The sequence below is a fragment of the Streptomyces sp. NPDC107528 genome (assembly GCF_055639295.1).
The window spans coordinates 572,323-597,009 of sequence record NZ_JBVKAV010000005.1; the positions used below are offsets into that span (position 1 = coordinate 572,323).

Here is a 24,687-nt window from a genome sequence, read left to right on the forward strand (position 1 = left end):
CGCCTGTTGAGCGCGCACCGCGCTCGACGCCGACCGCCGCCCGGCAGCACACCGGGCGGCGGTCGGCGTTTCCCGCGTTCGCCGTTCGTGAGTCCGGGGACCTGAGGTTTCATGCCGTCCCGGCCGGCACCGGCGCACAGCCAGCGAGGCCGAGCGCTCCGAGGCGTTAGCCGCTCAGCCGTTCGCTGCCGAGCCCGGCGATGCCAGTCGCGGCAGCCCACAGCGGTTCCGTGCCGAGCAGCAGACTGGCCCGGGACGAAGACGGACGGCGTACGGCCCAGTGAGGAACGGACGCACCTCGTCGAGAGACCGGTGGCGTACACAGGTGGCGGGGGGGCATCCATCGGCCAGGCAGCCGCTGGAGGGGTCGGGGCAGTGCGCGACCCGCCCGGTCGGCCGTCGAGTGCGGCCTGGACGCGATCGGATCACCCTCATCGTGGGCACGGCTACTCCTCCATCGCCGCGGTCGTGCCTTCCCGTGCCGCTTCTCCAGCCCTTCGTGCCTGTTCGAGCTTGTCGATCAGGCGAGCGAACTCCTGGGGATGACTGACGTGGGCGGCATGTCGTGCGTCCTGGATCTCCACGAACTGCCCGTGCGGTAGCAGGTCGGCGAGTCGTCGAGCGACCTCACGGTGATGGGGGGCAGACAGGGAGCCGGCGGCGACAACGGTGGGCGTGTGGACGTCCAGAGGGTCGAAGAACGGCACATTGAAGGTCGGGTCCGCCATCTCGGCCAACAGCGAGGCTCCGTCGGCAGCGAGATCTGCCGGCTGTGCACGAGCGAGCACCAAGTGACCCGTCCGGCCGAGGATTTCGGTAAGCATCACGCGAGCCGCCTGCTCGGGTCCTCCGTCGGCCGCGTTGCGGCTGACCGTCTCCTCCCAAGGGTCGGAGGCGGGCCACCACGGCAGCCACCGCACCGGAGGTTCGAACGCGACGACGCCCGCGGTCGACTCCGGCCTGCGGGCGGCGGCGGCCAACGCCACCAGCGCGCCATAGCTGTGGCCTACCACCACGGGTGGCGCGTCCACCTCTGCCAGGACTGCACAGAGATCGTCGACATGCGTCGCCATGGACACCTTCGGACCGCCCATCGATCGTGAACGGCCCCACCCGCGCCGGTCGTAGCCGACAACCGGACGCCCCGGGAGGTAGTCCACAACCCGCCGGAAGCCGATGCTGCGGTCCATGGAACCGTGCACGAGCACCACCGGAGCAGCCGTCGCAGGGACTGCGCCGCCCACCTTGCTGACGGCGGGCCTGACCCGCAGCTCACTCGGTTCCGCGCCTGAGAACCCGCTCATCGCGCTTCCTTCCGCCGGCCCACCAACCGCACTACACCGGCCAGCGTGGGGTCTGCGAGCAGTTCCTCCACTCGGATCTCCATGTCGTACCGCTCTTCGGCGGACACCATGAACTCGGCCATGGCCAGCGAGTCTCCACCTGCCGAGAAGAAGTCGGTGTCCAACTTGACGGCCGCCTGCGGCAAGCCCAGGCAGGACGAGAAGAGACGGGCAAGCTCCCAGGTGATGTATGTGGGCTCGTCGGTGCCTTGCGTGTGGGCTTCGGTGGGCCGAGAGATTCCGCAAGGGGACGCCGCGGCAGGCTCGCCCCTGCCCGGTTCGTTCGCCTGGGCGTGGGCCCGCTCCGGGGCATCATGCCCCGCCTTGCCATTGCGGGTGAGAGGGAGCTGTTCGGCGAGGGTGAACGTTGCGGGGATCATCCCGGTGTGCAGGTGCGCCGCGAGGTACGTACGTACCTCCGCCTCCGGCCAGGGGCCAGGCGCTGAGGGCACGACGACGGCCGTCAGCCGACCCTCGCGTTCCGTGACGAGGCACGTGCCCACCCCTGGCGCCCCTTCCAGGATGCGCTCCACTTCGTCCAACTCCACCCGCTGCCCTCGGATCTTGACCTGCCGGTCGCGGCGGCCCACGTACTCCAGGACCCCGTCCGCGCGCCACACGCACACATCACCGGTCCGGTACAGCAGTCGTCCCGGCTCGTCGGCAAACACGTCCGGCACGAAGGAGTCGGCCATACGCTCCGGGCGGCCGAGGTACCTACCGACGCCCGCCCCTCCGATGTACAGCTCGCCGGGGCAGCCGACGGGCAGCAGCCGCCGGTCGTCGTCGAGCACATAGACACGTTTTCCATGAACCGGCCGGCCGATCGGCGGGGTGTCGTCGTCCGAGCACTCGTGCCACGTGGACCAGATCGCGGCCTCGGCGGGCCCGTAGAGGTTGAGCAACCGGCGTCCTCGCTCCCGCCACCGGCGCACCAGATCGCCGCGCAACCGCTCGCCGGCGAACGCGGCGATCCGCAGGTCGGGTAGCTCCACATGGGGAATCACGGCCCACACCGATGGGGTCATGGTCGCGATGGTGACCCGCCGTTCGCGCAACAGGCGCGCCAGGGACGGGCCCGGCATGAGCTCCTCAGTGCTCGCCTGAACGAGGGTCGCTCCGCACAGCAGCGGCAGCACGATCTCAAATATGCAGCCGTCGAAGTTCAGGGACAGAAACTGCAACACCCTGTCCTGGGGATGCACCTGGAACACACGCCGCTGGGCAATGTGCAGGTTCGCCAGCGACTCATGGCTGTTGATGATGGCTTTCGGCTGCCCCGTGGTGCCGCTGGTGAACACGACGTACGCGGTGTTGCCCGGCATGACACCCGTGATCGGCGGTTCGGGTGCAGGAGTGGCCATGTCCAACAGGGTGACAGCCGCGGAGACATCGAGCCCTTCGATCCGGTCGGCGGTCATGTCATCGGTGAGGACCACCCGCACGTGCGCCTGCTCAAGCATCGTCTTCAGGCGTTCGGTGGGGCACGCGGGGTCCGCCAGGAGGAAGGCGCCGCCCGCCTTGGCAACAGCCAGTAGCGCCACGACGAGGTCCACGGATCGTCGCATGGTGAGGGCGACGACAGACTCGGGTTCGACGCCGAGCGCGCGCAGACGGTGTGCGTTGCCGTTCGCGAGCGCGTCGATCCTGGCGTACGAGTAGGGCACGCCTTGGTCCTCGACCGCAATGGCGTCCGGTGTCAGACGGGATCGTTCCTCGAACAGCAGATGCCAGCAGACCAAGGCGGAGGTGCCGACCAGGGCGCTGGTGTCGTTCCATTCCGGGACCAGCTGGTGCCGTTCGAGTTCGGTGAGCGGCTTCGGCTCTTGGGGGACATCCTGTGCCCCAACCGGTGGATCGATGCTGGGCGCGTTCTCCCTGGTCCCGCGCTGAACAGTCATCCTGGCACGGGCTCGGGACCGCGTGTTGCCATGCGGGCCCCACTGGACGGCGTCTGACGGCCCGTCGAGCGGTGTGAACTCCTGGTACTGCTCGATGAAGCCCTGAATCGCCCATCCGGCCAGTCGTTCCGCGAAGGGCGCGCCGAGGCAGTAGTGCGCTCCCGCTCCGAAGCCCAGGTGACGCCCCTCACTGCGGCCTATGTCGAAGACGAGCGGCTCCGTGAACTTCCGTGGGTCGAGGTTGGCAGCGCCAAGTAGCACGATGACACTCGCTCCGGCCTTGAGCTGCGCCCCGCCGACCTCGACATCGCGCACCACATGGCGTCCGACGTACTGACTCGATCCGTCGATGCGCATCAGCTCGTCCACCGTGGAGTCGATGAGGGACGGCTCGGCGCGCAGTCGCTTGAGCTGCTCAGGTTGCTCGGCGAGCAGCAGTAGGCCGGTGGACACCAGGTGAGTGAGGGTCTGATAGCCGCCGGCGAGCAGAACCATGGCGTTGCTCGCGACCAACTGCAGGAGTTCCTCGGGCGGTTCTCCAGAGGAAACCGAGCGAGGGCTGAAGTCGCCCTGCAGGCCGGTCGCGAGGGCGGAGAGGAGGTCGTCGCCAGGCGTGGCCAGACGCTCGGCCGTCAGCCGGCGGAGTCCGGCGAGTGCCTCGTCGATGACCGGAACGATCTCGATGTCCGTCCGGCTGGGAAAGGTGGACACACTGCTCAGCAGCCGCTCGTAGGCATCCGCCCACCGGGTCAGTTCCTCGCCCCGGCCGTCCATGCCCAGCAGATGCGTCATCAGGCACGTCGGCAACTGCTCGGCGAAGTCCGCCACAACGTCGACGGTCCCGTGATCGGGCAGCGAGCGCAGCAACTCGGCGACCATGTCCCGCATGGCGGGATCGTGCCGCCGCACGCTCGCCCGGGTGAACTGCCCGCGCAGCGCGTCCCGGATTCTGGTGTGCTCGGGCGGATCGCTGAACAGGAACTGCGCCGACAGCATTTCTGCGGTCGGCAGGAAATGTTCCATGCCACGCCGCTGCAGATCTGCGGGAGGATGATGACGGGCAGAGGAGAAGACCCGGCCGTTGGAAAGGATCTCGGCCGATTCGGAATAGCCGGAGCACACCCAGACGCCTCCTACTTCGTCGTAGAAGATTGACGGAAGCTCCGCAATCGCGTTCCAGTACAGTTGCGGATCGGCAATGACGTCAGCACGCCGAAGGTTGTGGACTCCGTGTCGCACCCGGTCATAGCCTGAAACGGGTGCGGGACGCCTGGGTACCACTGTCTGTCCCAGTTCATCTGCGCCGGGGGTCATCTTGTCACGTCCCTTGCTGGTGTCTCGTGATCTGGTTTGTGTGGCAGGGCGCGCCAGCCCGGTAACGTCGTACGGCGGGAATCCCGGGAACTCGATGACGTCGGCGGTGTTGATCTGCGTGTTCATTGAGTCAGTGCGATACAGGTCGTGGAGCCCGGGACCGCAGGGCGCCGGTGCTCGACCAGGACGACGCTTGTGCTGTCGGTGCTGCTCACCGCTGTGTGTCCGCCTCCAGGGCCTCTGCGAGGCCCGCGACGGTGGGGTTTCTGAAGACCAGGACCGGCGAGACCCGGCGCCCGAGTCGCTCGCTGAGCCGGCCCGCGACCGTGGTGATGGTCAACGAGGTGCCGCCGACGTGAAAAAAGTCGTCCTGCGGCCCGAAGTCGTCCTCGACGCCCAGGCACTCCCGCCACACATCGACGACGAGGAGCTGCTGCTTGGTGACGGCCCGGCCGGTGGCGGAGCCCGGGACGGGCACCGGACGTGGGTCGGGCAGTGCGTCCCGGTCGACCTTGCCGTTCGGGGTGAGAGGGATCTCGCCGATCACGGTGTAGCTCTGCGGCAGCATGTACGGCGGCAGTTGCTCCGCCAGATGGGCGCGCAGTTCCGCCGGGTCCGGGACGGGCCGGTCGGGGTCCTCGGGTATCAGGTAGGCCGCCAGCTGGTCCACACCGGCGGGCGTGCGGCGCACGGCCACCACACAGTCGGCCAAGGCGGGGTGGCTCTGGAGTGCTGACTCGATCTCGCCGAGCTCGATGCGGAACCCGCGCACCTTGACCTGGTGGTCGTTGCGGCCGAGAAAGACCAGATTGCCGTCGGGCAACAGCCGGACAACGTCACCTGTGGCGTACATACGGGCGCCGGGCTCCCCGGCGTACGGGTCGGGCAGATACGCCCCGGCCGTGCGGGCCGGCCTGCCGAGATAGCCGCGGCCGACAGCGCTGCCGCCGACGTACAGTTCGCCGCGACAGCCCGGGGCGACCGGGCGCAGCCTTGGGTCCAGCACGTAGAGGTGCGCGTTGTCGGTCGCCCGGCCGAACGGGACGCTGGGGCGATGGCTGTGCCGGTCCAGCAGTTCCTCGGTGATCGGGCAGAACGCCGAGGTGACGGTCGCTTCGGTGGGCCCGTACTCGTTGAAGACCTGGCATTCCGGCGCGGTGGCGGACAGGATGCGGCGGGCCACATCGTGCGGCACGGCTTCGGCGCCGGTGAACACCAGGCGTACGGAGCCGAGTCGGGGAGCGGGATCCGTACCGGATTCCAGCAGGATCCGCATCTGCGAGGGTGTCGCGTTGAGCGTGGTGATGCCGCGCTCGGCGACCTCTCGCAGGAACTCCTCGGGGTCGTAGGCGGCGGTGGGGCTCGCCAGGTGCAGTTCGGCGCCGGACACCAGGCACTGGAAGATCTCCCAGACCGAGTTGTCGAACGCCACCGAGTGGTTGAGCAGGGCCCGGTCCCGCCCGGTGAGCCTGCACAGCCGCTGGTTCCACTCCAGGAAGCCGGTGATGTTGGCGTGGGTGATCGCGACGCCCTTGGGGTTGCCGGTCGAGCCGGACGTGTAGATCACGTAGGCCAGGTGGTGGGGCTGTGTCTCCTCGGTCGGCCCGAGGTCCGCGCCGGGTTCCTGGTCCACCGCCACAAGACGCACGCCGTCACCGATCAGGGCCGAGCTGGGGTGCCCCGGGTCCGCGACGACCAGGCGTACGCCCGAGTCGGCCAGCAGGTACCGGAGCCGGTCCGTCGGGTAGCCGGGGTCGAGCGGGACGTAGGCACCGCCCGCCTTCAGCACGCCCAGCAGGGCGACCACCAGGTCCACCGAGCGTTCCAGGCAGACGGCGACCAGGCTTTCGGGGCGCACGCCCTGGGCCCGCAGCTCCCGGGCCAGGGCCGAGGCCCGCGCGTCGGTCTCGGCGAACGTCAGCGACCGGCCGTCGCCCACGACGCAGATCGCGTCCGGGGTGGTCCGCACCTGGCGGTCCCACAGGCGGACCAGGGTGGTCGGCTCGGGCAGCGGCTCGGCCCGGTTGCCGATGGAGAGGGCACGAAGCTCATCGGCCGAGACGATCTCCAGCTCGGACAGTCGGGCCGTGGCGCCGGACACCATCTGCTCGATCACCCGCAGGAAGTGCCGGCCGAGGGCCCGCACGAAGTCGGCTTCGAACAGGTCAGTGGCGTACTCGATGGAGATGCTGAGGTCACCGGCCCCAGCGGCGTGGTCCGTCACGTCGAAGGCGAGGTCGAAGCGGGCAGTGCCGAGCCGGCCTTCCAGCTCCTTGCGGTCGTACAGCTCGGTGACGTGACCGGCTTTCGGCTCCTCGTGCAGGGCGAACAGCACCTGGAAGAGCGGGTTGCGGCTCAGATCGCGCTCCGGGCTCAGCTCCGCCACCAGCTTCTCGAAGGGCAGCTCCTGATGCGCGTACGCCTGCCGCGCGACCTCGCGGACCCGGCCCAGCAGCTCGCGCCAGGTCGGGTCGCCCGACAGGTCGGTGCGCAGGACGATGGTGTTCACGAAGTAGCCCACCACATCGTCCAGTTCCGGGCGGGAGCGACCGCCTGCCAGGGTGCCGACGGCGACATCGCTCTCGTCGGCGTACCGGCCGAGCAGCACCTGCAACGGGGCCAGCAGACCCATGAACAGGGTGACCCCCTCGGCCCGGCACAGCGTGCGCAGCCGCTGCGTCAAGTCGACAGGGATGCGCAGCAGCTCGCGGCGACCGCGGTGGCCGGCGACGGCAGGCCGGGCTCGGCTGATCGGCAGCTCCAGGACGGGCACGCCGGACAGCCGGGTGCGCCAGTGGTCGAGCAGCCGCTCCAGCTCGGCGCGGGTGAGTCGCTCACGCTGCCAGGCCGCGTAGTCGGCGTACGTCACCGGCAGTGGTTCGGGGGTGGGGCGACGGCCGGCGGTGAACTCCGTGTAGAGCTCGCCCAGTTCCCGCACCATCAGGTCCACCGATGCGCCGTCGCAAGCAATGTGATGAACCGTCAACAGCGTGGTGTCACGACTCGGGGTGCGCAGTACGTCCGCGCGCAGCAGCGGTGGGCGGTCGAGGGCGAAGGGGGCGCGGATCCGCTCGGTCACCAGCGCGTCCAGGTCCTCCTCGGCGACCTCGGTGCAGCGCAGCGGCACCGGTCCCGGCTCGCGCACTTCGGGACGGACTCGGCCGTCGACGGCGACGAGCGCCGTGCGCAGCGCCGGGTGCCGGCGCACCAGCGCGGACAGGCAGTCCTGCAGCAGCGTCAGGTCGACGCGCCCGCCGGGCAGGCCGAGGGCAACCGGCAGGTGGTAGGCGGGACTTGCGTCGTTCAGCTGCTCGAAGAAGCAGATCCGTTCCTGTCCGAAGGAGAGTTCGGCGGTCGCGGCCGCGGGTATCGGCTCGTCCTCCGAGGGCGCCACGCCATCCAGGGAGGCAGCGAGCGCGGCCGGTGTCGGATGCGCGAAGACCGACGGCGTGTCGACCGGCAAGCCGAGTTCCGCACGCAGCCGGGCCACGACCCGTACCGCGGTGAGCGACTGGCCGCCCAGGCCGAAGAAGTCGTCGTACGGGGACACGTCGTCGAGCCCGAGCACCTCGGCCCACACGCGGCGCACCGCCGCGGTGTGCGGCGGCAGCGGGGCGGCGTCGGGCATCGGCCCGCGCGCCCGGACCGGGCTGTGCGGGATCCGCTGCACGGCGCCGCGGTCGGTCTTGCCCGCGGGGGTGCGGGGCAGCGCGTCGAGCACTGCGTAGCCTTGGGCCACCATGTGGGCGGGCAGCCGCTGTGCGAGGTGGTCACGGACCTGGCGGGGGAGGTCCTCGGATACGTTCCGCTCATCGGATACGTTCCACGCGTCATGCGCGGGCACGAGGTACGCCACCAACTGGTCACCGGCGGCTGCCTCGCGGTCGACGACCACCACGGCGTCCGTGACGAGGGGGTGGCTGCGCACGCAGGCCTCGATCTCGCCGAGCTCGATGCGGAAGCCGCGCACCTTGACCTGGTGGTCGTTGCGTCCCAGCACCTCCAGCTTGCCGTCGGCGGCCCAGCGGGCGAGATCCCCGGTCCGGTACAGGCGTCCGGAGGAGTCCCCGAACGGATCGGGCACGAACCGGTCGGCGGTCAGCGCGGGCCGGTTGAGGTAGCCGCGCGCCACGCCCGCGCCGCCGATCCACAGCTCTCCGGTGACACCCGGACCGGCCTCGCGCCCACCCTCGTCGACGACGTGCAGCCGGGTGTTGGACAGGGCAGTGCCGACCGTGACCCGGTCGGCCACGGCGTCGATACGGGCGACGGTGGCCCACACCGTCGCCTCGGTCGGCCCGTACAGGTTCCACAGGGTGCCGCCGGTGGCGAGCAGGTCGCGGGCCAGCTGCGGATCGAGCGGCTCGCCGCCCGACAGCAACACCCGCCCGCTCCCGTCCGTCCAGCCGGACGCCAGCAGCATCCGCCAGGTGCTGGGCGTCGCCTGGACGACGCTCACACCCGCCTCGGCGATGGTGGCGGCCAACAGCTCGGGGTCGGTGTTGGCGGCGCGCGGCGCCATCACCACCGTCGCTCCCCGGGTCAGCGGCAGGAACAGCTCCAGGATCGAGATGTCGAAGGACAGCGGGGTCAGCGCGAGGACCCGGTCATCCGCCCCGAGGCCGGGGCGTTCGGCCACACTCCGCAGGAACGAGGCGAGCGCCGCGTGGTCGACGGCGACACCCTTGGGCAGGCCGGTCGAACCGGAGGTGTAGATGACGTAAGCCAGGTGGTGCGGGTGTACCACCGGGGCCACCGGTGCGGCAGGTTCCGCGCGAATGCCCTCACATTCCGCGGGAATGTCCTCGACCAGCAGGACGTCGGCCATGCCGGACGCCAGGGCCTGCGCGCGGTGGTCCGCGTCGCACAGCCACAACCCGGCCCCCGAGTCGGTGGTCATGTGCCGCAGCCGGTCGGCCGGGTAGCTCGGGTCGAGCGGCAGGTACGCGGCGCCCGACTTCAGGATGCCGATCAGGGCCACGGCCATCTCGACGGAACGGCCGAGACAGACGCCGACCAGGTTCTCCGGTCCGATGCCGCGTGCCCGCAGCTCGGCGGCGAGTGCCGTGGCCCGGCGGTCCACGTCGGCGTAGGTGGCGCGGTGTGCTCCCGCGACGACGGCGACCGCGTCGGGTGTCGCGGCTGCCTGCTGCTCCCACAGTGCGACGAGGGTGGTCGGCGCCATGAACGATCCTTTCTCAGCCCCGTGCGGGGAAGGTGCGCGTAATCGTCTCTGCCAGCTGCCGTTCAGCGCCGCGCACATAAAGGTGAGGGGCGCCCGGGAACAAGCGCAGTTCGAAGTCGGCCGAGGTGTGTTTGCGCCAGCCGACGAGCTCCGTCGCGTCGACGCTGTGGTCGTCCGAACCGGCCAGAACGGTCAGGGGGCAGGGGAGGGGTGCCTCGGCCCGGTGCGTGTACGCCTCGCACAGCGTCAGGTCCGCGCGCAGCAGCGGCAGGAGCAGCTCCTGCAACTCGGGATCCACGCCGTCGAATTCGGCTGTGGCGAGCAGCTTGTCGTCCGGCAAGGTGTGCCGCGGGTCCCGGTCCGGCAGGCCGGGGGCGCGCATGCCCGACAGGAACAGGCGATCGGGTAGGGGCGCGCCGAGTGCACGCAGCCGCCGGGCCGTCTCGAAGGCGATCAGGGAGCCCATGCTGTGCCCGAAGAAGGCGTACGGCAGGTCCGCGTGGTCCGCGATGAGCGGCGCGAGCGCGCCCACGGCCTCGTCCAGGGACGTCAAGGCCGGCTCGGCGAGCCGGGTCTCCCGGCCGGGCAACTGGACCGTACAGACTTCGACGGTGTCCGGCAGGTACGCCGCCAGCCGATAGGCGGAGGCGCCGGCTCCGGCGTGGGGGAAGACGAACAGGCGTCGCTGTGCGGTGAGTTGACGGCTGCCGAGCCCGCGTATCCAGGTCGCCGCCAGGTCAGCGGCCGTCATCGTGACGCTCGCGCCGAGCGCGGGGTCAGGTCGGTCCACACCTGCTCGATGTGGTCCAGGCACTCCTGGCGGGTGCCCTGCGTGCCGGTGGCGGTCCAGCCGGCGGGCAGGGCACGGTCGGCGAACCAGACCGAGTACTGCTCCTCGTGGTTCACCACCACGATGTACGGGTCTCCGGCGTCGGCGTTGGCGTCGGCGTCGGCGTCGGCGTTGGCAGGGCGCGGGGCGGGTGAGGCGCTCATGTGTCAGACCCCCACCCCGGTGAAGAAGTCGCTCTGGTGATGGCCTCGGCCCGCGGCGACGACCCGGTCGTGTGCCCACTTGCCGACGGCGAGGTCGAGTACGCCGAGTCCGAACGGCGAGAAGATCGCCGGGCGTCCGAGGTCCCGGCGCAGCCGTCCGCGCAGCAGGTCGCCGAGGGTGCCGTCGATGAAGTCCCGGTTGCCGGTGCGCTGTTCGGTCAGGTGCAGCGAGGTGCGCTCGCGTACGGCGTGGTCGACGTCGTCGGTGAAGTTCTGGGCGGCGAGGATCATCTCGGGGGAGAGGTCGCGCAGGGACAGGTGCAGGACCACCGGGTTGTGGGCCAGCAGCCGGGGGTCGTGCAGGTGCGGTTCGCCGGCCACGGTGGTCAGCAACACCAGGTCGCAGTCGGTGAACGCGTCGTCCACCTTGTCGGCGACCACGATCTCGGCCTTGGTCTGCTCGGCCATGGCGGCACCGAAGCGGCCCGCCGCAGCCGGGTCGAGGTCGAAGAGCCGGAAGCCGTCGATCTCCCAGTCGAGATCACGAACGAACCGCCATACGTGCTGGGCGATCAGACCCGTGCCCACGATGCCGACACGGCGGGCACGGCGCGCGCCGAGCAGCGTCTGCGCGCCGAGCACCGCGGAGGCCGCGGTCCGCGTCGCCGAGACGATGGACGACTCCATGCACGCGAACGGGTAGCCGGTGACGCAGTCGTTGAGGATCAGCGTGGCCGAGGCGCGGGGGATTCCGTGCTGCGTGTTGTCCGGAAAACTGGCGATCCACTTGTTGCCGGCGACCTCGAACTCGCCGCCCAGATAGGCAGGCAGGGAGATGATGCGCGACCGGTTCTGGTGCGGGAAGCGCAGGAACGAGCTGTGCGGGTTCGAGCTCCGTCCGGCGTCGTGCGCGAGGTAGGCGGCACGGACGACCTCGAGGAGCTCCGGACGGTGACGGTCCGTCTCGGCGGCGATGTCGCCTGCGCCGATCACGGTCATGGGCGGTGGGGCCAGGGGGGACACAGGGGGGTTCTCCTTCAGTTGACGGCCAGGGCTTCGATACCGGCGGGCTGTACCGCATCCGCGCCCAGTTGCTGGACCCACGCGGGGTCGTAGACGGTCTGGGCGTAGGCATGGCCGCGGTCGGCGGCGATGAAGGCGACCCGAGGACGAGGTGCACCGAGACGGGGTGCGCCGGGACGGGGTGCGCTGCGACGGGGTGCGCCGGGACGGTGACGAGCGAAGTAGTCCTGGACGGCGGCATAGGTGCTGCCCGTCGAACCGCCCGCATACAAGCCGTACTTGGCGACCAGGGCGCCGCAGGCCTCAACGGCGCGCACCTCGGGGACGATCTCGACGTGGTCGATCAGCGCCTGACCACACAGCGGCGGCACGATGCTGGAGCCGATGCCGGGGATCCGCCTCTTCTTAGGCGGACCACCGAAGATCACCGAGCCCTCGGTGTCGACAGCTACGACCACGCAGCCCGGGTACGTCTCCTTGATCCGGTGGGAGAGCCCGGCGATCGTGCCGCCCGTGCCCACGCCGACGAAGAGGTAGTCGAGCGGGCCGGCCTGCGCGATCAACTCACCCGCGGTGAAGCGGTAATGCGCGTCGCGAGCATCAGGATTGGCATACTGGTTGGGCCAGTAGGCCGAGTCGAGGTCGACCAGGAGCTCCCGCACCCGGGACAGTCGAGACTTGAGGTAGCTGTCCGCCGCATCACGGATGGAAACCTTCTCCACTCGTTCGCACAGCAGCCGGAGTTGGGTCTCGGTGGCCTCGTTGCAGTTCGGATCGATGACCGGGACGAACGAGATGCCGAGCATGCGGCAGTAAAATGCCAGAGCGAGCGCGAAATTGCCGGACGACGACTCCACCACCGTGGTGTCGCGCGTTATCTCCCCGCGCCCGATCGCCTGTTCCAGAATCCACCGTGCCGAACGGTCTTTGGTACTTCCGGCAGGATTGCAGAATTCCAGCTTGACGACGAGGTCGCACCGCTCGTCCGCCAGGGGAATCAACGGAGTTTCCGTGAGGCCCCTGCGGAGTTCCATTGTCCGTTCGATCAGAAATTGATCAGCGCGCCTGTGGAGCATGGGGCGAGTCTGGCAGGGGGGCGGTCGAGGCGGCTCAACTGCGACTCAAGTGCGGTGCAGCAAAAGGTTGTCGGTGGTACGAGGGGACGCTGTCGTCCTGTGGCTCCGCGGTGAGCACCGCTTTTGTCTGCCGGGGATGGTGCGCTTGAGTGCCTAAGGGCTGTCCCGCTATCGGCGTCCTGTTCGACGTAGGGTCTGCAGGACGGTGCGGCTGGCGCTGTTGTCTCGGCGACACGAGAGGGCATCGTTGAACCCGAACCCCACCTGCTGTTTCTGCTATCAGGTCATCGATCTCGACCAGGACGGGGCAGCGACCGAGCTCAGGCTCGGTGCGATTGACCCGCTGCGAGGCGGTGCCGTGCGCCAGCAGGACTACTCACACTCCGGCTGCCTGCGCGAACGGGTCCACCCGCACATCGACCTGTGGTTCGAGTTCTGAGGCCGCGCTGACCTCCAGGACTGGCGACCCGTAGGTGCGATGATCCTGCGATGCCTCGTGTGATCACCGCGTCGGAACCGTCTTGGATAGCCCCGTTCACCGGGCTGAGCCCGCGCGACTTCAGCCGGCTGATGACCGTACTGCGCCGCGAGGGTGCGGACACGGTACGGCCCGGACGGCCGTGGGGCCTGCCGCTGGAGGACCGGGTTCTGCTGGTCGCGGCCTATTGGCGCACCAACCTGACGTTGCGGCAGCTCGCGCTGCTGTTCGGGGTGTCCAAGTCGGCGGCCGACCGGATCATTGACCACGTCGGCCCGCTCTTTGCGCTCAAGGCCCGGCGGCGGTTCCGCAAGGACGCAGTGCTGATCGTCGACGGCACCCTGATTCCCACCCGCGACCACATCGTTGCCGCGCAGTCCAAGAACTACAGGTACTCCACCAACCACCAGGTCGTCATCGATGCCGACACCCGCCTGATCGTAGCCATCGGCACACCGCTTCCGGGCAACCGCAACGACTGCAAGGCATGGGAGGAGTCCGGCACCAAGGCCGTCGTTGGCAGGACGACCACCATCGCTGACGGCGGCTACCCAGGAACGGGCCTGATCATCCCGCACCGTCGACCACGCGGAGGCGAACTGACCGAGTGGCAGGCCGCGCATAACCACAAGCACAAGCAGGTCCGCGCCCGCGTCGAGCACGTCTTCGCCCACATGAAGACCTGGAAGATCCTCCGCGACTGCCGGCTCAAGGGCGACGGCGTTCACCACGCCATGCTCGGTATCGCTCGCCTGCACAACCTCCTCCAGGCCACATAGGAAGCTCACGAGCCCTTAAATCACCCCGCTGTATCCCTCCGAAGATCAATTACGGGACAGCTCTTAGCCGGGCGAGAAGAGCCGATTTCACGTAGTCGCGGGAGAGATCGCTAGTCGAAGAGAGTGACAGCGAACGGGAGAACCACAGTTCCTGGGCCGTTTCGAAGTCCGACAGCCTGTGCAGGGCCTGCAAGATGATCGTGGCGGAAGCAGGGTCTGTGGCGGCACGTTCGGGCGTCCGTTCGTCGACGGATACGTGTCCGCGGACATCTCAGCCGGGAAGAGCTCGCTACGATGCTCGGCCGGGAACGCGAACACGCTCCCGGCCGGGACCAGATCCCGTCAGGTCTCCCACACGTTTGGCCCGACCATCTCGCCGACCCACTCGCCTATGGCCACATGACGAGTCTGGCCCTGCCGCTCACGTGGCAGGGCCATAACCCAAGATCTTCATCGACCGTCTAGGGGGCTTTTGATGGATCTGGGTGTTCCGGGACGCTCAGCCGCCGTACTCGATGGCCGCGCCGCCGACGCCGGTGCTCAACGGGCCGCAGCCGATACTGACAGTGGTGGTCCCGCCCGGCGTCACGTAGTACCAATTCGAGTAAGCGTCCGGGGACCAGCCGCAGATGGCGTGTACGGAGAACGCATGCAGCTGCGTCCCGGGGTTGAAGCACTCGCCGTAGGCGCGATTGTCCGCGACCCAGGCCCTGCACTGCAGCACATTTCCCTCCGCGGCCGCCGCGGGTGAGGCGGTCACAAGACCGGCTCCGCCAGCGAGAGCGATCCCCGCTGCTCCGGTGACGAGTGCGCGTTTCCAGAGGATCTTCATGTCCTGCCCTTCTGTTCCGCCCTGTGCCGGGCGTCCTGCGCGAAAGGCTAGGAGACAGGCAGGCGGGTGGGACCCTGACAGATGTCAGGGCTCCCGAGCATGGACACGGCGAGGCCCGGTGTGCTGCGCACGATGGTCACGGCAGTCCTCGAGAAACGCTCCCCTCGCGCACAGGCCGAGGGGATGGGGGTGAAGGAGAGTGAGGGCTGGGCCTTTCGGGCCAGGACGTGGCTGCGTGCTGCTCGCTGCCACCCGCCCAGATCGTCATCCGGTAGACCCGCGGGCGGAGCCCTTCACAGCGTGATCATGGCATCACACTGGCCGGGGAGAGGCGATCACCCCTCCGTGGAGATCGCGGTCAAAAGGGCGGTTCGCTGCTGCAGCCGCCCGCACACAGATCTGCGTCTTGATCGTCAGGCAGCACATCTGTGCCTTCTCCCCAGGACTTGAGACCACGGCCAGCAATGAAGCGATACGAACGGTTGTCGCTGGAGACCAACACATCACGGACCAGCGGCGTAAGACGGGCACGCTGCTGAACGAGCTCCGGGGCGTCCAGGAGCGAAACAGCCGCAGCAATGGCCGCTTCCTGAACAGCAAGGTCTGGAGCGTGGAGGAAAGCAGAGACAGCCTGGAAGAGCCTGGGACGCAGTGCCCGGACCTGGACGGACTCTGGATGCTCCTCCAGGCAAAGCCCCACATCTGCCATTTTCGCCTCTGCCTCGCTGTCGACCTCGATGGCCACCGACGTCACCCAGGCCAACAAGGCAGCGCGCAGCGGAAGGGCTTGGCCGTCACGATCGGCTACAACGGTGCCCGTGCGCGGGTCGCTGAGGATCGCCGCCACATACAGTGCCGCAGGCACGGTCGCGGAGTAGATAGTGTTCTGGTGATGCACCGGGTCGTTGAGGTGCCGCAGAGCCCTGGCCTGCGCGCCGGCGTCGTCCGCCAACAGTCCGGCCAGCAGAGCAGGGGTTCCTGCGGCCGACCCACAGGCATGCTCGAGCGAAGCCCAGTCGGCCCCCGCCAACAGATCCCATGGGTTTGGCAGCAGATCGTCAGCATCCGTGATCGTCACACGTTGAGTATGGCTGTTGCTCCCACGCCTGCCCCTGCCACCTCATGCGCATTGCGGGACAAGCCTTAGGGCTCGGCATTGATGGTCGTCGTTGTCGAGTTCGGCTTGCACGGTCCGTCCGGTGCGACTGGTCGTGGCGATGGTCCGGAGCATGACTTCATGGCTGGTCAGGGGCCTGCCACGCCAGACATGTACTCACTTTACGGGTGCGGCGCCACGGTTGGCGGGGGCAGGTCCAGCACCCGGGCCAAGGCCCCCGTGACAGGGACCGCGTGGTCAGGCAGGTGCTGAGAGAGCCAGTCGCCAGCGAGGGCATGAAAATCGGCCAGGTCACGCTCCGCTCCGGCGAGCAGGCGTCGCAGCTCCCCGACGGTCAGCTCGATCATCGGGCTGTCGTCCTGCTCCGCGTCGAGAGTCAACCGCACCATCTCGCCGAGGCGTTCGGCGGACGGAGCAGGGTTGTGTCCGAAGGAGGCATAGCCGCTGCCGTCGACGACTTCGTACCAGTCGCGCCACTCCTCCAGACCGTTGCAGCAGCCCGGTAGGAACTCGGTACAAGTGGAGGTCTGCGTGACCCGCAGGCCGCCGGCTGCGTAGAGAGTGTCGAAGGTGAGCAGTCCGTGCAGGAAGGCATCGAGGGGCTCGGCGGGCCGGGGCGGGCGGTCGTCCTCCGGGTCGATGTCATTGCAGCCGACGATGCGCATCAGCGCCGTCCCGACCTCGGCCGGTTTGAGGGTGCCACTGAGTGGCAGGAAGCTGAACGGCTCGACCTCGGTGACAGGCCAGAGGTCGAAGCCGTCAGGGGGGTAGATCTCCAGGACGGGCTGCATCACGATCACCTGGAGCATTGTTCCGAATCTCCGCTGATACCGCCTCCCGATAACGGCGCATCCAGCAGGTCAGATCAACGAAGTCCCAACTGGAGAAGAACGGAACCCCATCGATAGACCTCAGAGGCGAAGTCGATCGGTGCACGTACCGCTATCTGCGCCGACGGCGAGTCGTGCACGGTCACCTCCACCGGGTCAGCGGGAACCACGTCCACCCAGGCACTGCGGCCACCGGCCGGTCACGCAGCCCCCTCCTCGGCCTGAAGGGCATCGAGGCAGCGCTCCCGCTCGTCCAGATCCTCATGCGATACCTGCAGACCGACCCGCCCGTTGACGAAGCCGCTCATCAGAAGGATTTCGGCTGGCTAGTACCGCTCTTCGCCCATCGTCAGAGGCGCACCGGGCATCTCACCTCAACGGCGACGCCCTGGACCGTATCTGCGAACCGGAAGAGCGCGAACGTCTACACTCCGTCAACCACGCTTGTCTCTTACGTACTTGATGGACCAGGTTGCCCTTGATCCTCTCTCACGCACCGACCAGGACGACAGCATCGGCCTGACGTGCGGGACAGCCCTTCAGGCAGTCACCTCGGTGCCGTCGCCTGGGACAGAGCGGGGGCCGCGCTGAAGAGCGTGGACGGAGGCGCGGACCTGGTCTGCAACCACCTCGGGTGTGGAGCTGTCCAGCTTGCCGTCGAGGTGCAGGAACGCCAGGCCGTGGACGAGGGCCCACCCAGTGGTCGACAGCGCCTCCGAGTTGTCCGCACCCGGGAAGGCGTCGCGGACGATGCCTTGCACGTACGCGGTGATCACGGCAGTCGCGGCGACGCGTTCCTCGCTGGTCGGGTCGCAGGGCTCGGCGGACATCGCACGGAACAGAGCCGGGTGATCGAGCGCGAACTGCACGTAGACGACCACGGCCATCAACGGGTAGTTCCACGGGGAGATGATGGCGACGACACCCTTGGGGTGGCGCAGTTCGGTGGTGTGGGTGAGGGCGGGAATCGCGCCGCGCCGCCGCTTGGGTTTGAGGTACTTGGCGGCGTTGCGAGCGTAGTAGCGGGAGGTGATCGCGATGTCGACCACTTCGAGGTGCGCGTCGCGGCGAGTTTTGCCGTTCTCGGCCTGGGTGAGGTCGAGGGCTTCGTCCTGGCGGGCCAGGACGAGGTCGTGGTAGCGCAGCAGGATCTCTTGCGCTCGTCGAGCGGCATGGCCGCCCAGACCTTCTGTGCGGTGCGGGCGCGGGCGAACGCCTCCTCGACGTCTGCGGGCTTCGAGAGCGGCAAGTCGGCGAGCGGGACACCGGTGTAGGGGGCGTGGGTGGTGACCCGCGCGCGCGTCCGCAGCGGTCGAGACCCGAGCGGCCAGACGCTGGGAGCGTGGTGGGGGTGATGGACGCGGGCAGCCTCGGGCTGCGGGCAGAGGTGGGGCGGGTGGCGTGGTCGGTGGCCATGACGGGGGTTCCTCGCTACTTGTTCCGGCTATGGACCGAGGTGGGGACCGGCATGTGCAGGGCGAGCCGGCCTTCGGTCATGACATCGAACTGAATGGTCCTGAACGGCTTCAGCGATCGCAGGTCGTCGGTTACGCGGCCTTCTCCGACCTCGAGGGCGATGCCGCGGGTCGCGCGGGTCGTGCCGGCGCTGAGCACATGGGTCTGGCTCTGGGTCGAATGCCATGCGCCGTTGATCGTCGTGTACATCGTGCGCCGGGCCGTCGAAATCGTGCAGTAGAAGTTCGGGGTGAGCGTGGGGCCGATCGGAGAGTCGATCTGATCAACTCCATCCGGCGCGTAGGAGCGTGGAGTTGGACCAGGTTCTGCCTCAGCTGCCGTGCAGTGCTGTCCTCAGCGCGTCGACGGCGAGTGTGCGGGTCACGTTGGCGGCGCGGGTGTCACGGAGGCTGTCCAGGAGCAGGAATTTGATGGACCATCCCGGCGACGCGCCAGGAGATGACGTCGGCGCGGCCTGTTCGCCGACTGCTCTCCCTCGGCTTCTGCGAATCGCCGGCACGTTCTGGTTGATCGCCACGTTCGCCGCAACAGTCGGCTGCGGCTACCACCACGGCGTGGATCTGCAATTTGAACGCGGAGCTTGCTCGCCGACGCCAGGGCTGAGCCGTGGACAGCACCCCCCGGGCCGGCGCGAGGGCGTTGGCTGGGTGGGGTAGGTCAACAGGCGGCTCCTTCAAGAGGAGCAACCGCGTCTGCGCAGGGCTGGGTAAGATCCGCGGGTCGTCTTACAGGGGGAGGGGCCATGGCTGAGGACCGCGAAGTCACCAACAACAGCATCAACAGCGCTGCCGACGTGGTGGGGGAGGCGGTGGTGCAGTTGGCGTACCGGCCATCGCCCGCCGATACATTGGTCGGTCTGCGGGCCCGGCAGCGGATCAAGCGGTGGGGGCTTGTCCTACGAAGCGTGTTCCTCACCCTGTGGGTCGCCCAGTGGCTGTTGGGCACCGTAAGCCGGGGCAGTGTCGACGTGTTCTCAACGGTTCTGTTCCTGCTCGTTGTCCTGGTGGTAGGGGGCTATCCGCGGTTGCAGGCCGCCCAGGTGCAGCGGCTCGTCGGATGGCAGGGCGAGTACCGCACAGTGGTGTCTTCGGCTGGTATCACCACCAGCAGTGACCACAGCACGCTCATCCAGAAGTGGTCGGTCCTGCAGGGCTACCGGGAGACGCGCGGCCACTTCGTCCTGCTCAGCCGGGACCCCAACATCATGTGCATTGAGGTCCTGCCCAAGCATGGGCTGAGCACGGCTGACGACGTGGACCGGCTGCGTGCCCTCCTGGACCGGCACTCCAGCCGCGTCTGACATCCGGGCCGCCCTGCCCCAGGACGACGACCTGCCAGCCGTCAGGAGGTGGCAGCCCGCCTGGGGTCGGGCCTGGACAGCCCTCCCTATCCTCTGCCGACCTGCGGAAACGCCGTCTGGCTGGCTTTTCGGAGGTGTGGGGACAGCAGACCGGTGAGGGTGGCGCCGGGCTGCTTGGGTCAGGGTGGAGCTGCGGCCGGTGGTTTTCAGGCACCCGTCGGTGTCGAAGCGTCCCAGCAGCACACTGCGGGGGCGCCGCGGGGGAGCCGGTGACGGCGCCTACGATCGCGTCCTGGCTCTGGTGCACCTTGTACTTCCGCCACCCGCGCACAGCAGGCTGGTAATGCCTGTCGAGCCGTTCGAAGAGCAGTCCCTCCAGGCCGACCGCCGTCCACGTCAGCCATTCGCGGACGGTGTCCGGGTCGTTGGTCGAGGGGCACAGCGCCTGGTGGACGGCATCCGGAGCCAGCGAGTACTCGAAGAGGGACGGGGGCAGTGTCGTGATCGCGGAGCTGTAGGCGACGAACCGAGCCTGCTTGTCGGGGTGCTGTTCAACCAGTGGCAGTGCTCGACCGGTCTGATGTCGCGGCCGCCCACCGTCCGCAACGGATCTCACCGAACCCGGCGATGCCCCCGGCACGGTCGAAAGATCTGAACCATTACCGGGAATCAGGCCGCGACGAGCTCCTGCTCGCGGTCCGGCGTCTTGACCTTGGGCGTCTTGTTCGGCAGCGAGAGCCGAAAGACCTTGCGCCACGCGGAGAACACCTGCTTGGGCAGCGGCCCGGTGACGTACTCCAGCTCGTACTTCTCGAACAGCGCGCGCACCTTCACCGCGACCTCGGCGTACCGGTTGCTCGGGAGGTCCGGGAACAGGTGGTGCTCGATCTGGTGCGACAGGTTGCCGGTCATGAAGTGCATGGCCTTGCTGCCGCTGATGTTCGCCGAGCCCATCATCTGGCGCAGGTACCACTGGCCGCGCGTCTCGCCCTTGATCGACCGGCGCTCGAAGACCTGCACGCCCTCGGGGAAGTGCCCGCACATGATCACCGAGTGGGTCCAGAGGTTGCGGACCAGGTTCGCGGTGAACGTGGCGCCGAGCGTGGTGAGGAACGACGGGCCCGACAGCAGCGGGTGGATCACGTAGTCCTTGAGCACCTGCTTGCGGATCTTGCGACCCACGTCCTTGGCCCGCGCGCGGAACTCCGGGTTCTTGCGCCGGCGCTTGTGCAGGTTCTTGCCGAGCTCCAGGTCGTACGCTGCGATGCCGTACTCGAAGAAGCAGGCGTTGATGAAGTTCCACAGCGGCTGGCCGAGGTGGATCGGGTGCCACTTCTGGTCCTCGTCGACGCGCATGATGCCGTAGCCGAGGTCGTTGTCCTTGCCGATCACGTTGGTGTACGTGTGGTGCAGCTCGTTGTGTGAGTGCTTCCACTGGTCGGACGGCGAGACGTGATCCCAGTCCCAGGTGGTGGAGTGGATCTTCGGGTCCCGCATCCAGTCCCACTGGCCGTGCAGGACGTTGTGACCGATCTCCATGTTGTCCATGATCTTCGCCACGGACAGCCCGGCGGTGCCGATCAGCCACGCGGGCGGGAAGAACGAGAACAGCAGCACGCCCCGGCTGACCAGCTCCAGCTTGCGCTGCGTCGAGATGACCTTACGGATATAGGCGGCGTCTTTCTCGCCGCGGCCGGCGATCACCTCCTCGCGGATCGCGTCCAGCTCGCGGCCGAGCTCCTCGATCTGCTCCGCGGTCAGGTGGGCGGTGGGGTCGATGGCGGTCAAGGTGCTCCTACCGTTCGATGTCGCAGGGGCCCGCGGCGGCGGACACGCAGGTCTGGATGAGGACGCCCGGCTCGGCCTCGGTGATCTCGCCGGTGCGCAGGTCGCGGACGGCGCCCGCCTTGAGCGGCGTGACGCAGCCGAAGCAGATGCCCATGCGGCACCCGGAGGGCATGAGCACGCCGGCCTCCTCGCCGATATCCAGCAACGGCGTGGCGCCGTCCGCGTCGACGGTCTTGCCGGTGGTGCTGAACGTGACCTCGCCGCCGTCGCCGGCGACGACGATGGTGGGGCGGAAGCGTTCGGTGTGCAGGCGCTCTCGTACGCCGTGCTCGGTCCAGTGCTTTTCGGCGGCGTCAAGCAGGCCTGCGGGCCCGCAGGCCCAGGTCTCGCGCTCGGCCCAGTCGGGCACGAGTTCGTCGAGACGGGCGATGTCGAGCATGCCGTCCGTGTCGGTGTGCACCTCGGTGAGTCGCAGCTTCTTGTCCGCGACCAGGTCGTGCAGTTCGTTGCGGAAGATCACGTCCTGCGGCTGTGGCGCGCAGTGGACCATGACGACGTCGTCGAACTCGATGTCGCGCAGCATGCCCATCACGGGTGTGATGCCGCTGCCGGCCGTCAGGTAGAGCACCTTGGCGGGCTTGGCCTGCGGCAGCACGAAGTCACCGGCCGGCTGGTCGAGCTGGATCAGCGTGCCGGGTTTCGCCCTGCGGACCAGGTGGTTGCTGACCTTGCCGTCCGGGATCGCCTTCACGGTGATCGTGACGCGGCCGTCCTGGCGGTTTGTCGGCGAGGTGAGGGAGTAGGCACGCCACAGGCGCACCCCGTCGACGTCGACCCCGATCCGCACGTACTGACCGGCTGTGTGGCCGCGCCAGCCCCGTCCCGGCCTGATCACGATGGTCGCGGCGTCAGGCGTCTCGGGGTGCACGGCCTCGATGCGCCCACGCAAGTCAGCGCCCGCACGCAGCGGGCTGACCAGGTCGAGGTAGTCCGACGGCAGCAGCGGCGTCGTGACCATCTCCAGCAGTTTCCACGCCCTGCTGCGGAGGGCTGCACTCGTCATGACTCCAGCTTGCTGTGCCTCAGGGCGTAAAGTCCTGACCGCAGGACGTAAATCTGGTCGACCAAATTGTTCGCAGGGAATAAAAAGTGAGCCATGTGATCCGGAGGGCCAGCGAGCTGGCCCTGGATGAGACGACGGTCACCGTACTTCGGGCCGCGCTGAAGACCACCGCCGACGAGGTCGTCCAGGCGATCATCGACGAGGTCCCTTCCTACGCCAATGCCCTTTCGGGCCGCATGGGCGGCACCATCCGCCGAGCCGTCCGCACCGCCCTGGGGCACTACCTGGACCTCGCGAGCGGGAGCGCCACGGGCGGCGACGGCGGTGACGCGGCCTACGAGCTGGGCCGCGGCGAGGTCCGCGACGGCCGTTCGATGGACGCCCTGCTCAGCGCCTACCGCGTCGGTGCCCGCGTGGCCTGGCGATGCCTGGCAGCGGGTGCCGTGCCCGCAGGTCTGCCCGCCGCCGAGGTCGCCAAGTTCGCCGAGCTGACCTTCGCCTACATCGACGAGCTCTCCGCCGCGAGCGCCGCGGGCCACGCCGACGAACTGGCCGCTCAGGGCAGGGCCCACGAGCGCCACCTGGAACACCTGGCCCGCGACCTCCTCGCCGGCGCGAGCCCGGACGTGCTGCTGGCCTCTGTTCAACGGGCCGGGTGGCAGCCTCCGGTTTCACTGACCGCGGTCCTGCTGCCCGCCGCCCAGGCCCGGCCTGCCTACCGCGCGCTCGACCCGAGCACCCTCGTCCTCGACGATCTGCCGGACGCCACCGGTGTGCTGCTCGTCCCCGATGCCGACCGATCACATCTCTTGCGGCAGCTGACCGACCGCACCGCCGTGGTCGGCCCGGCCCGGCCATGGACTCGTGCGTCCGCCTCGTACGCCCGAGCCGTACGCGCGCGCTCCCTCTCCTCTGATATTCGCGACACCGAGGACCACCTGCCCGAGCTGGTGCTGAGCGCTGACGCGGACGCGTTCGCAGACCTGCGTGCCCGAGCCCTCGCACCGTTGCGGACCTTGCCTGACGCGACCGCACGGCGGCTGGAGGAGACGTTGCGGGCGTGGCTGCTGCACCAGGGCAGGCGGGACGAGGTGGCGTCGGCGTTGTTCGTCCATCCCCAGACAGTCCGGTACCGGATGTCGCAGCTGCGGGAGCTGTTTCCGGATCTCGCATCGCCACAGCGGGTCCTTGAACTGACGCTGGCGCTCGGTCTTCGGGTCAGCTGACGCGGAATTCGACCGTCCACGCCTGCGGCCGCGAGCAGTCCAGGAATCGTGCCTCGTTCTCGGTCCATCGGCTGGCTCACGCGGCCCGGGGAGCCCGAGCTCACCGCTGATGACCTCCCGCCCGGCGGCTCAGCGGGCCCCGGGAGTCGCATGCCGCCACTGCCTGACCCGACAAGCCACCGAACAGTACCTGCTCTTGGCGCGGCCCCCCGTTCCAACGGGGAGCCACACACCGGACAGTGCCGCTGCAGCGACTGCCCGACGACTCCGGACACACCGCAGGCCAGACCTGCTCACGTTCCTGTGTGGTGTCCAGGATCGGCCGTCGAGGGTGGGGCGCTTGTCGAGTCGAGCCGGACCGAGGGGCACCGGAACTGGGTGTCCGCGCCGTGTTCGTCCGACATCACTGACCTGCACATCAGCCGTGCGGGTTGGTGGTGATGGAGGGCGTATGCGACCCCCGCTACGGGCCGATCACGCTGGGGCTGACAGCATCCACCGTCGGCCAGCCGGTCACCAGGGTTGGCTCCCTCTTCGGGTGGCACCCGTGTCAGGTTCCTGCCGCAGGTCCAGGAAGCAGCGCAGCCGTACTCCGGGCTCACCGGGCTGCGGGGTTGTACGGTCCGTCGGCGCAATCGCCCATCGGGCGGCGAGCAGTTCCCGGACGGCGAAGGCGGTCTGGTCGTCGTAGGCCGCGACCTCGACCACGACCGGCCCCGGCTCCGCCACGTGTGCTTCGTTGCTCGGCCTCATGCACGGCACGACGCGTCGTCGCCCGCGGAAGTACTTCCATTTCGGTGGCTTCACCCGACCGAGTCGGGCGCTATCCGTTCGTCAGGAGGGGGAGTGCGGTCGGGCTGACGGCTGCTGAGGTATCGCATGCCTGGGCCCCACTTCTCCAGGGCGCGGCTCATGCACCATTTACACAGCGGCTGACCGCCGCGGCCGTACTTGTGCGTCTTG

The 24,687-nt window shown here is 68.7% G+C and carries 18 protein-coding genes and 5 pseudogenes; 4 read left to right on the top strand and 19 right to left on the bottom strand.

Going from position 1 to position 24,687, the window contains the following annotated elements; genetic code table 11:
- Positions 1 to 169 precede the first annotated feature (169 nt).
- The 8 genes and pseudogenes from ACZ7L5_RS19505 to ACZ7L5_RS19540 form a co-directional block, all read right to left on the bottom strand.
- Positions 170 to 289 (bottom strand): annotated as a pseudogene (locus ACZ7L5_RS19505) (EamA family transporter); the annotation flags it as partial.
- 157 nt (positions 290 to 446) lie between these two features.
- Complete coding sequence (locus ACZ7L5_RS19510; RefSeq protein ID WP_471518062.1) at positions 447 to 1,304, bottom strand: alpha/beta fold hydrolase; 858 nt, start codon at positions 1,302 to 1,304, stop codon at positions 447 to 449.
- Positions 1,301 to 4,267 carry an amino acid adenylation domain-containing protein gene (locus ACZ7L5_RS19515; protein WP_471518063.1) on the bottom strand — a complete coding sequence of 989 codons (2,967 nt, stop codon included), beginning with the start codon at positions 4,265 to 4,267 and terminating at the stop codon, positions 1,301 to 1,303. The genes ACZ7L5_RS19510 and ACZ7L5_RS19515 overlap by 4 nt, the downstream gene beginning before the upstream one ends.
- A 502-nt stretch (positions 4,268 to 4,769) precedes the next feature.
- Positions 4,770 to 9,743 carry an amino acid adenylation domain-containing protein gene (locus ACZ7L5_RS19520; RefSeq protein ID WP_471518064.1) on the bottom strand — a complete coding sequence of 1,658 codons (4,974 nt, stop codon included), beginning with the start codon at positions 9,741 to 9,743 and terminating at the stop codon, positions 4,770 to 4,772.
- Between the two features lie 13 nt (positions 9,744 to 9,756).
- Positions 9,757 to 10,533, bottom strand: a complete 777-nt coding sequence (locus ACZ7L5_RS19525; protein ID WP_471518065.1) for a thioesterase II family protein — start codon at positions 10,531 to 10,533, stop codon at positions 9,757 to 9,759.
- Positions 10,491 to 10,736 carry an MbtH family protein gene (locus tag ACZ7L5_RS19530; RefSeq protein WP_471518066.1) on the bottom strand — a complete coding sequence of 82 codons (246 nt, stop codon included), beginning with the start codon at positions 10,734 to 10,736 and terminating at the stop codon, positions 10,491 to 10,493. The genes ACZ7L5_RS19525 and ACZ7L5_RS19530 overlap by 43 nt, the downstream gene beginning before the upstream one ends.
- Positions 10,737 to 10,739: 3 nt before the next feature.
- Positions 10,740 to 11,735: a 2,3-diaminopropionate biosynthesis protein SbnB gene (sbnB, locus tag ACZ7L5_RS19535; RefSeq protein WP_471518137.1), complete on the bottom strand. Its 996-nt coding sequence runs from the start codon at positions 11,733 to 11,735 to the stop codon at positions 10,740 to 10,742.
- 38 nt (positions 11,736 to 11,773) lie between these two features.
- Positions 11,774 to 12,835 (bottom strand): pyridoxal-phosphate dependent enzyme, encoded by a 1,062-nt coding sequence (locus ACZ7L5_RS19540; protein WP_471518067.1) that lies wholly within the window; start codon positions 12,833 to 12,835, stop codon positions 11,774 to 11,776.
- A gap of 247 nt (positions 12,836 to 13,082) precedes the next feature.
- On the opposite strand from ACZ7L5_RS19540, the gene ACZ7L5_RS19545 reads away from it, so the two are divergent.
- Positions 13,083 to 13,274 carry a hypothetical protein gene (locus ACZ7L5_RS19545; RefSeq protein ID WP_471518068.1) on the top strand — a complete coding sequence of 64 codons (192 nt, stop codon included), beginning with the start codon at positions 13,083 to 13,085 and terminating at the stop codon, positions 13,272 to 13,274.
- Positions 13,275 to 13,324: 50 nt separating this feature from the next.
- Positions 13,325 to 14,092, top strand: a complete 768-nt coding sequence (locus ACZ7L5_RS19550; RefSeq protein WP_471518069.1) for a transposase — start codon at positions 13,325 to 13,327, stop codon at positions 14,090 to 14,092.
- A gap of 499 nt (positions 14,093 to 14,591) precedes the next feature.
- Here the strand turns inward: ACZ7L5_RS19550 and ACZ7L5_RS19555 are convergent, their stop codons facing one another.
- The 8 genes and pseudogenes from ACZ7L5_RS19555 to ACZ7L5_RS19590 all read right to left on the bottom strand — a co-directional run.
- Entirely contained in the window at positions 14,592 to 14,924 is a 333-nt protein-coding gene (locus tag ACZ7L5_RS19555) for a hypothetical protein (RefSeq protein ID WP_125523697.1), read from the bottom strand.
- A 358-nt stretch (positions 14,925 to 15,282) separates the two neighbouring features.
- Entirely contained in the window at positions 15,283 to 16,002 is a 720-nt protein-coding gene (locus ACZ7L5_RS19560) for a hypothetical protein (RefSeq protein WP_471518070.1), read from the bottom strand.
- A 90-nt stretch (positions 16,003 to 16,092) separates the two neighbouring features.
- A pseudogene (locus ACZ7L5_RS19565) lies at positions 16,093 to 16,188 on the bottom strand (hypothetical protein); the annotation flags it as partial.
- Between the two features lie 14 nt (positions 16,189 to 16,202).
- The gene (locus ACZ7L5_RS19570) at positions 16,203 to 16,850 is read right to left on the bottom strand and encodes a hypothetical protein (RefSeq protein WP_471518071.1); all 648 of its coding nucleotides are present in this window, start codon (positions 16,848 to 16,850) and stop codon (positions 16,203 to 16,205) included.
- Positions 16,851 to 17,071: 221 nt separating this feature from the next.
- A complete protein-coding gene (locus tag ACZ7L5_RS19575; RefSeq protein ID WP_471518072.1) occupies positions 17,072 to 17,179 on the bottom strand; it encodes a hypothetical protein in 108 nt (35 codons plus the stop codon).
- A gap of 231 nt (positions 17,180 to 17,410) precedes the next feature.
- Positions 17,411 to 18,120, bottom strand: a pseudogene (locus ACZ7L5_RS19580) (TetR-like C-terminal domain-containing protein).
- A gap of 182 nt (positions 18,121 to 18,302) precedes the next feature.
- Positions 18,303 to 18,539, bottom strand: a pseudogene (locus tag ACZ7L5_RS19585) (acetoacetate decarboxylase family protein); the annotation flags it as partial.
- Between the two features lie 118 nt (positions 18,540 to 18,657).
- Positions 18,658 to 18,793: pseudogene (locus ACZ7L5_RS19590) on the bottom strand (esterase); the annotation flags it as partial.
- 296 nt (positions 18,794 to 19,089) lie between these two features.
- Between ACZ7L5_RS19590 and ACZ7L5_RS19595 the strand changes: the two are divergent.
- Positions 19,090 to 19,647, top strand: coding sequence for a YcxB family protein (locus ACZ7L5_RS19595; protein WP_471518073.1), 558 nt, complete (start codon positions 19,090 to 19,092; stop codon positions 19,645 to 19,647).
- A gap of 669 nt (positions 19,648 to 20,316) precedes the next feature.
- On the opposite strand, the gene ACZ7L5_RS19600 is transcribed toward ACZ7L5_RS19595, so the two are convergent.
- Both ACZ7L5_RS19600 and ACZ7L5_RS19605 read right to left on the bottom strand, forming a co-directional pair.
- A complete protein-coding gene (locus ACZ7L5_RS19600) occupies positions 20,317 to 21,435 on the bottom strand; it encodes a fatty acid desaturase family protein (RefSeq protein ID WP_471518074.1) in 1,119 nt (372 codons plus the stop codon).
- Between the two features lie 7 nt (positions 21,436 to 21,442).
- The gene (locus tag ACZ7L5_RS19605; RefSeq protein WP_471518075.1) at positions 21,443 to 22,498 is read right to left on the bottom strand and encodes a ferredoxin reductase; all 1,056 of its coding nucleotides are present in this window, start codon (positions 22,496 to 22,498) and stop codon (positions 21,443 to 21,445) included.
- Between the two features lie 86 nt (positions 22,499 to 22,584).
- Here ACZ7L5_RS19605 and ACZ7L5_RS19610 point away from each other — a divergent pair, with 86 nt between their 5' ends.
- Positions 22,585 to 23,724, top strand: a complete 1,140-nt coding sequence (locus tag ACZ7L5_RS19610) for a PucR family transcriptional regulator (protein WP_471518076.1) — start codon at positions 22,585 to 22,587, stop codon at positions 23,722 to 23,724.
- A 513-nt stretch (positions 23,725 to 24,237) separates the two neighbouring features.
- On the opposite strand, the gene ACZ7L5_RS19615 is transcribed toward ACZ7L5_RS19610, so the two are convergent.
- Complete coding sequence (locus ACZ7L5_RS19615; protein ID WP_471518077.1) at positions 24,238 to 24,477, bottom strand: DUF6207 family protein; 240 nt, start codon at positions 24,475 to 24,477, stop codon at positions 24,238 to 24,240.
- Between the last annotated feature and the right edge of the window lie 210 nt (positions 24,478 to 24,687).

What these genes read in the sequence shown, in the direction of transcription:
- ACZ7L5_RS19515 (WP_471518063.1), bottom strand. Translation starts at nt 4,267, where the DNA reads ATGGAACATTTCCTGCCGACCGCAGAAATGCTGTCGGCGCAGTTCCTG.
- ACZ7L5_RS19520 (WP_471518064.1), bottom strand. Translation starts at nt 9,743, where the DNA reads ATGGCGCCGACCACCCTCGTCGCACTGTGGGAGCAGCAGGCAGCCGCG.
- ACZ7L5_RS19550 (WP_471518069.1), top strand. Translation starts at nt 13,325, where the DNA reads ATGCCTCGTGTGATCACCGCGTCGGAACCGTCTTGGATAGCCCCGTTC.
- ACZ7L5_RS19540 (WP_471518067.1), bottom strand. Translation starts at nt 12,835, where the DNA reads ATGCTCCACAGGCGCGCTGATCAATTTCTGATCGAACGGACAATGGAA.
- ACZ7L5_RS19595 (WP_471518073.1), top strand. Translation starts at nt 19,090, where the DNA reads ATGGCTGAGGACCGCGAAGTCACCAACAACAGCATCAACAGCGCTGCC.
- ACZ7L5_RS19510 (WP_471518062.1), bottom strand. Translation starts at nt 1,304, where the DNA reads ATGAGCGGGTTCTCAGGCGCGGAACCGAGTGAGCTGCGGGTCAGGCCC.
- ACZ7L5_RS19555 (WP_125523697.1), bottom strand. Translation starts at nt 14,924, where the DNA reads ATGAAGATCCTCTGGAAACGCGCACTCGTCACCGGAGCAGCGGGGATC.
- ACZ7L5_RS19570 (WP_471518071.1), bottom strand. Translation starts at nt 16,850, where the DNA reads ATGCTCCAGGTGATCGTGATGCAGCCCGTCCTGGAGATCTACCCCCCT.
- ACZ7L5_RS19530 (WP_471518066.1), bottom strand. Translation starts at nt 10,736, where the DNA reads ATGAGCGCCTCACCCGCCCCGCGCCCTGCCAACGCCGACGCCGACGCC.
- ACZ7L5_RS19615 (WP_471518077.1), bottom strand. Translation starts at nt 24,477, where the DNA reads ATGAGGCCGAGCAACGAAGCACACGTGGCGGAGCCGGGGCCGGTCGTG.
- ACZ7L5_RS19575 (WP_471518072.1), bottom strand. Translation starts at nt 17,179, where the DNA reads ATGAGCGGCTTCGTCAACGGGCGGGTCGGTCTGCAGGTATCGCATGAG.
- ACZ7L5_RS19605 (WP_471518075.1), bottom strand. Translation starts at nt 22,498, where the DNA reads ATGACGAGTGCAGCCCTCCGCAGCAGGGCGTGGAAACTGCTGGAGATG.
- sbnB (WP_471518137.1), bottom strand. Translation starts at nt 11,735, where the DNA reads ATGACCGTGATCGGCGCAGGCGACATCGCCGCCGAGACGGACCGTCAC.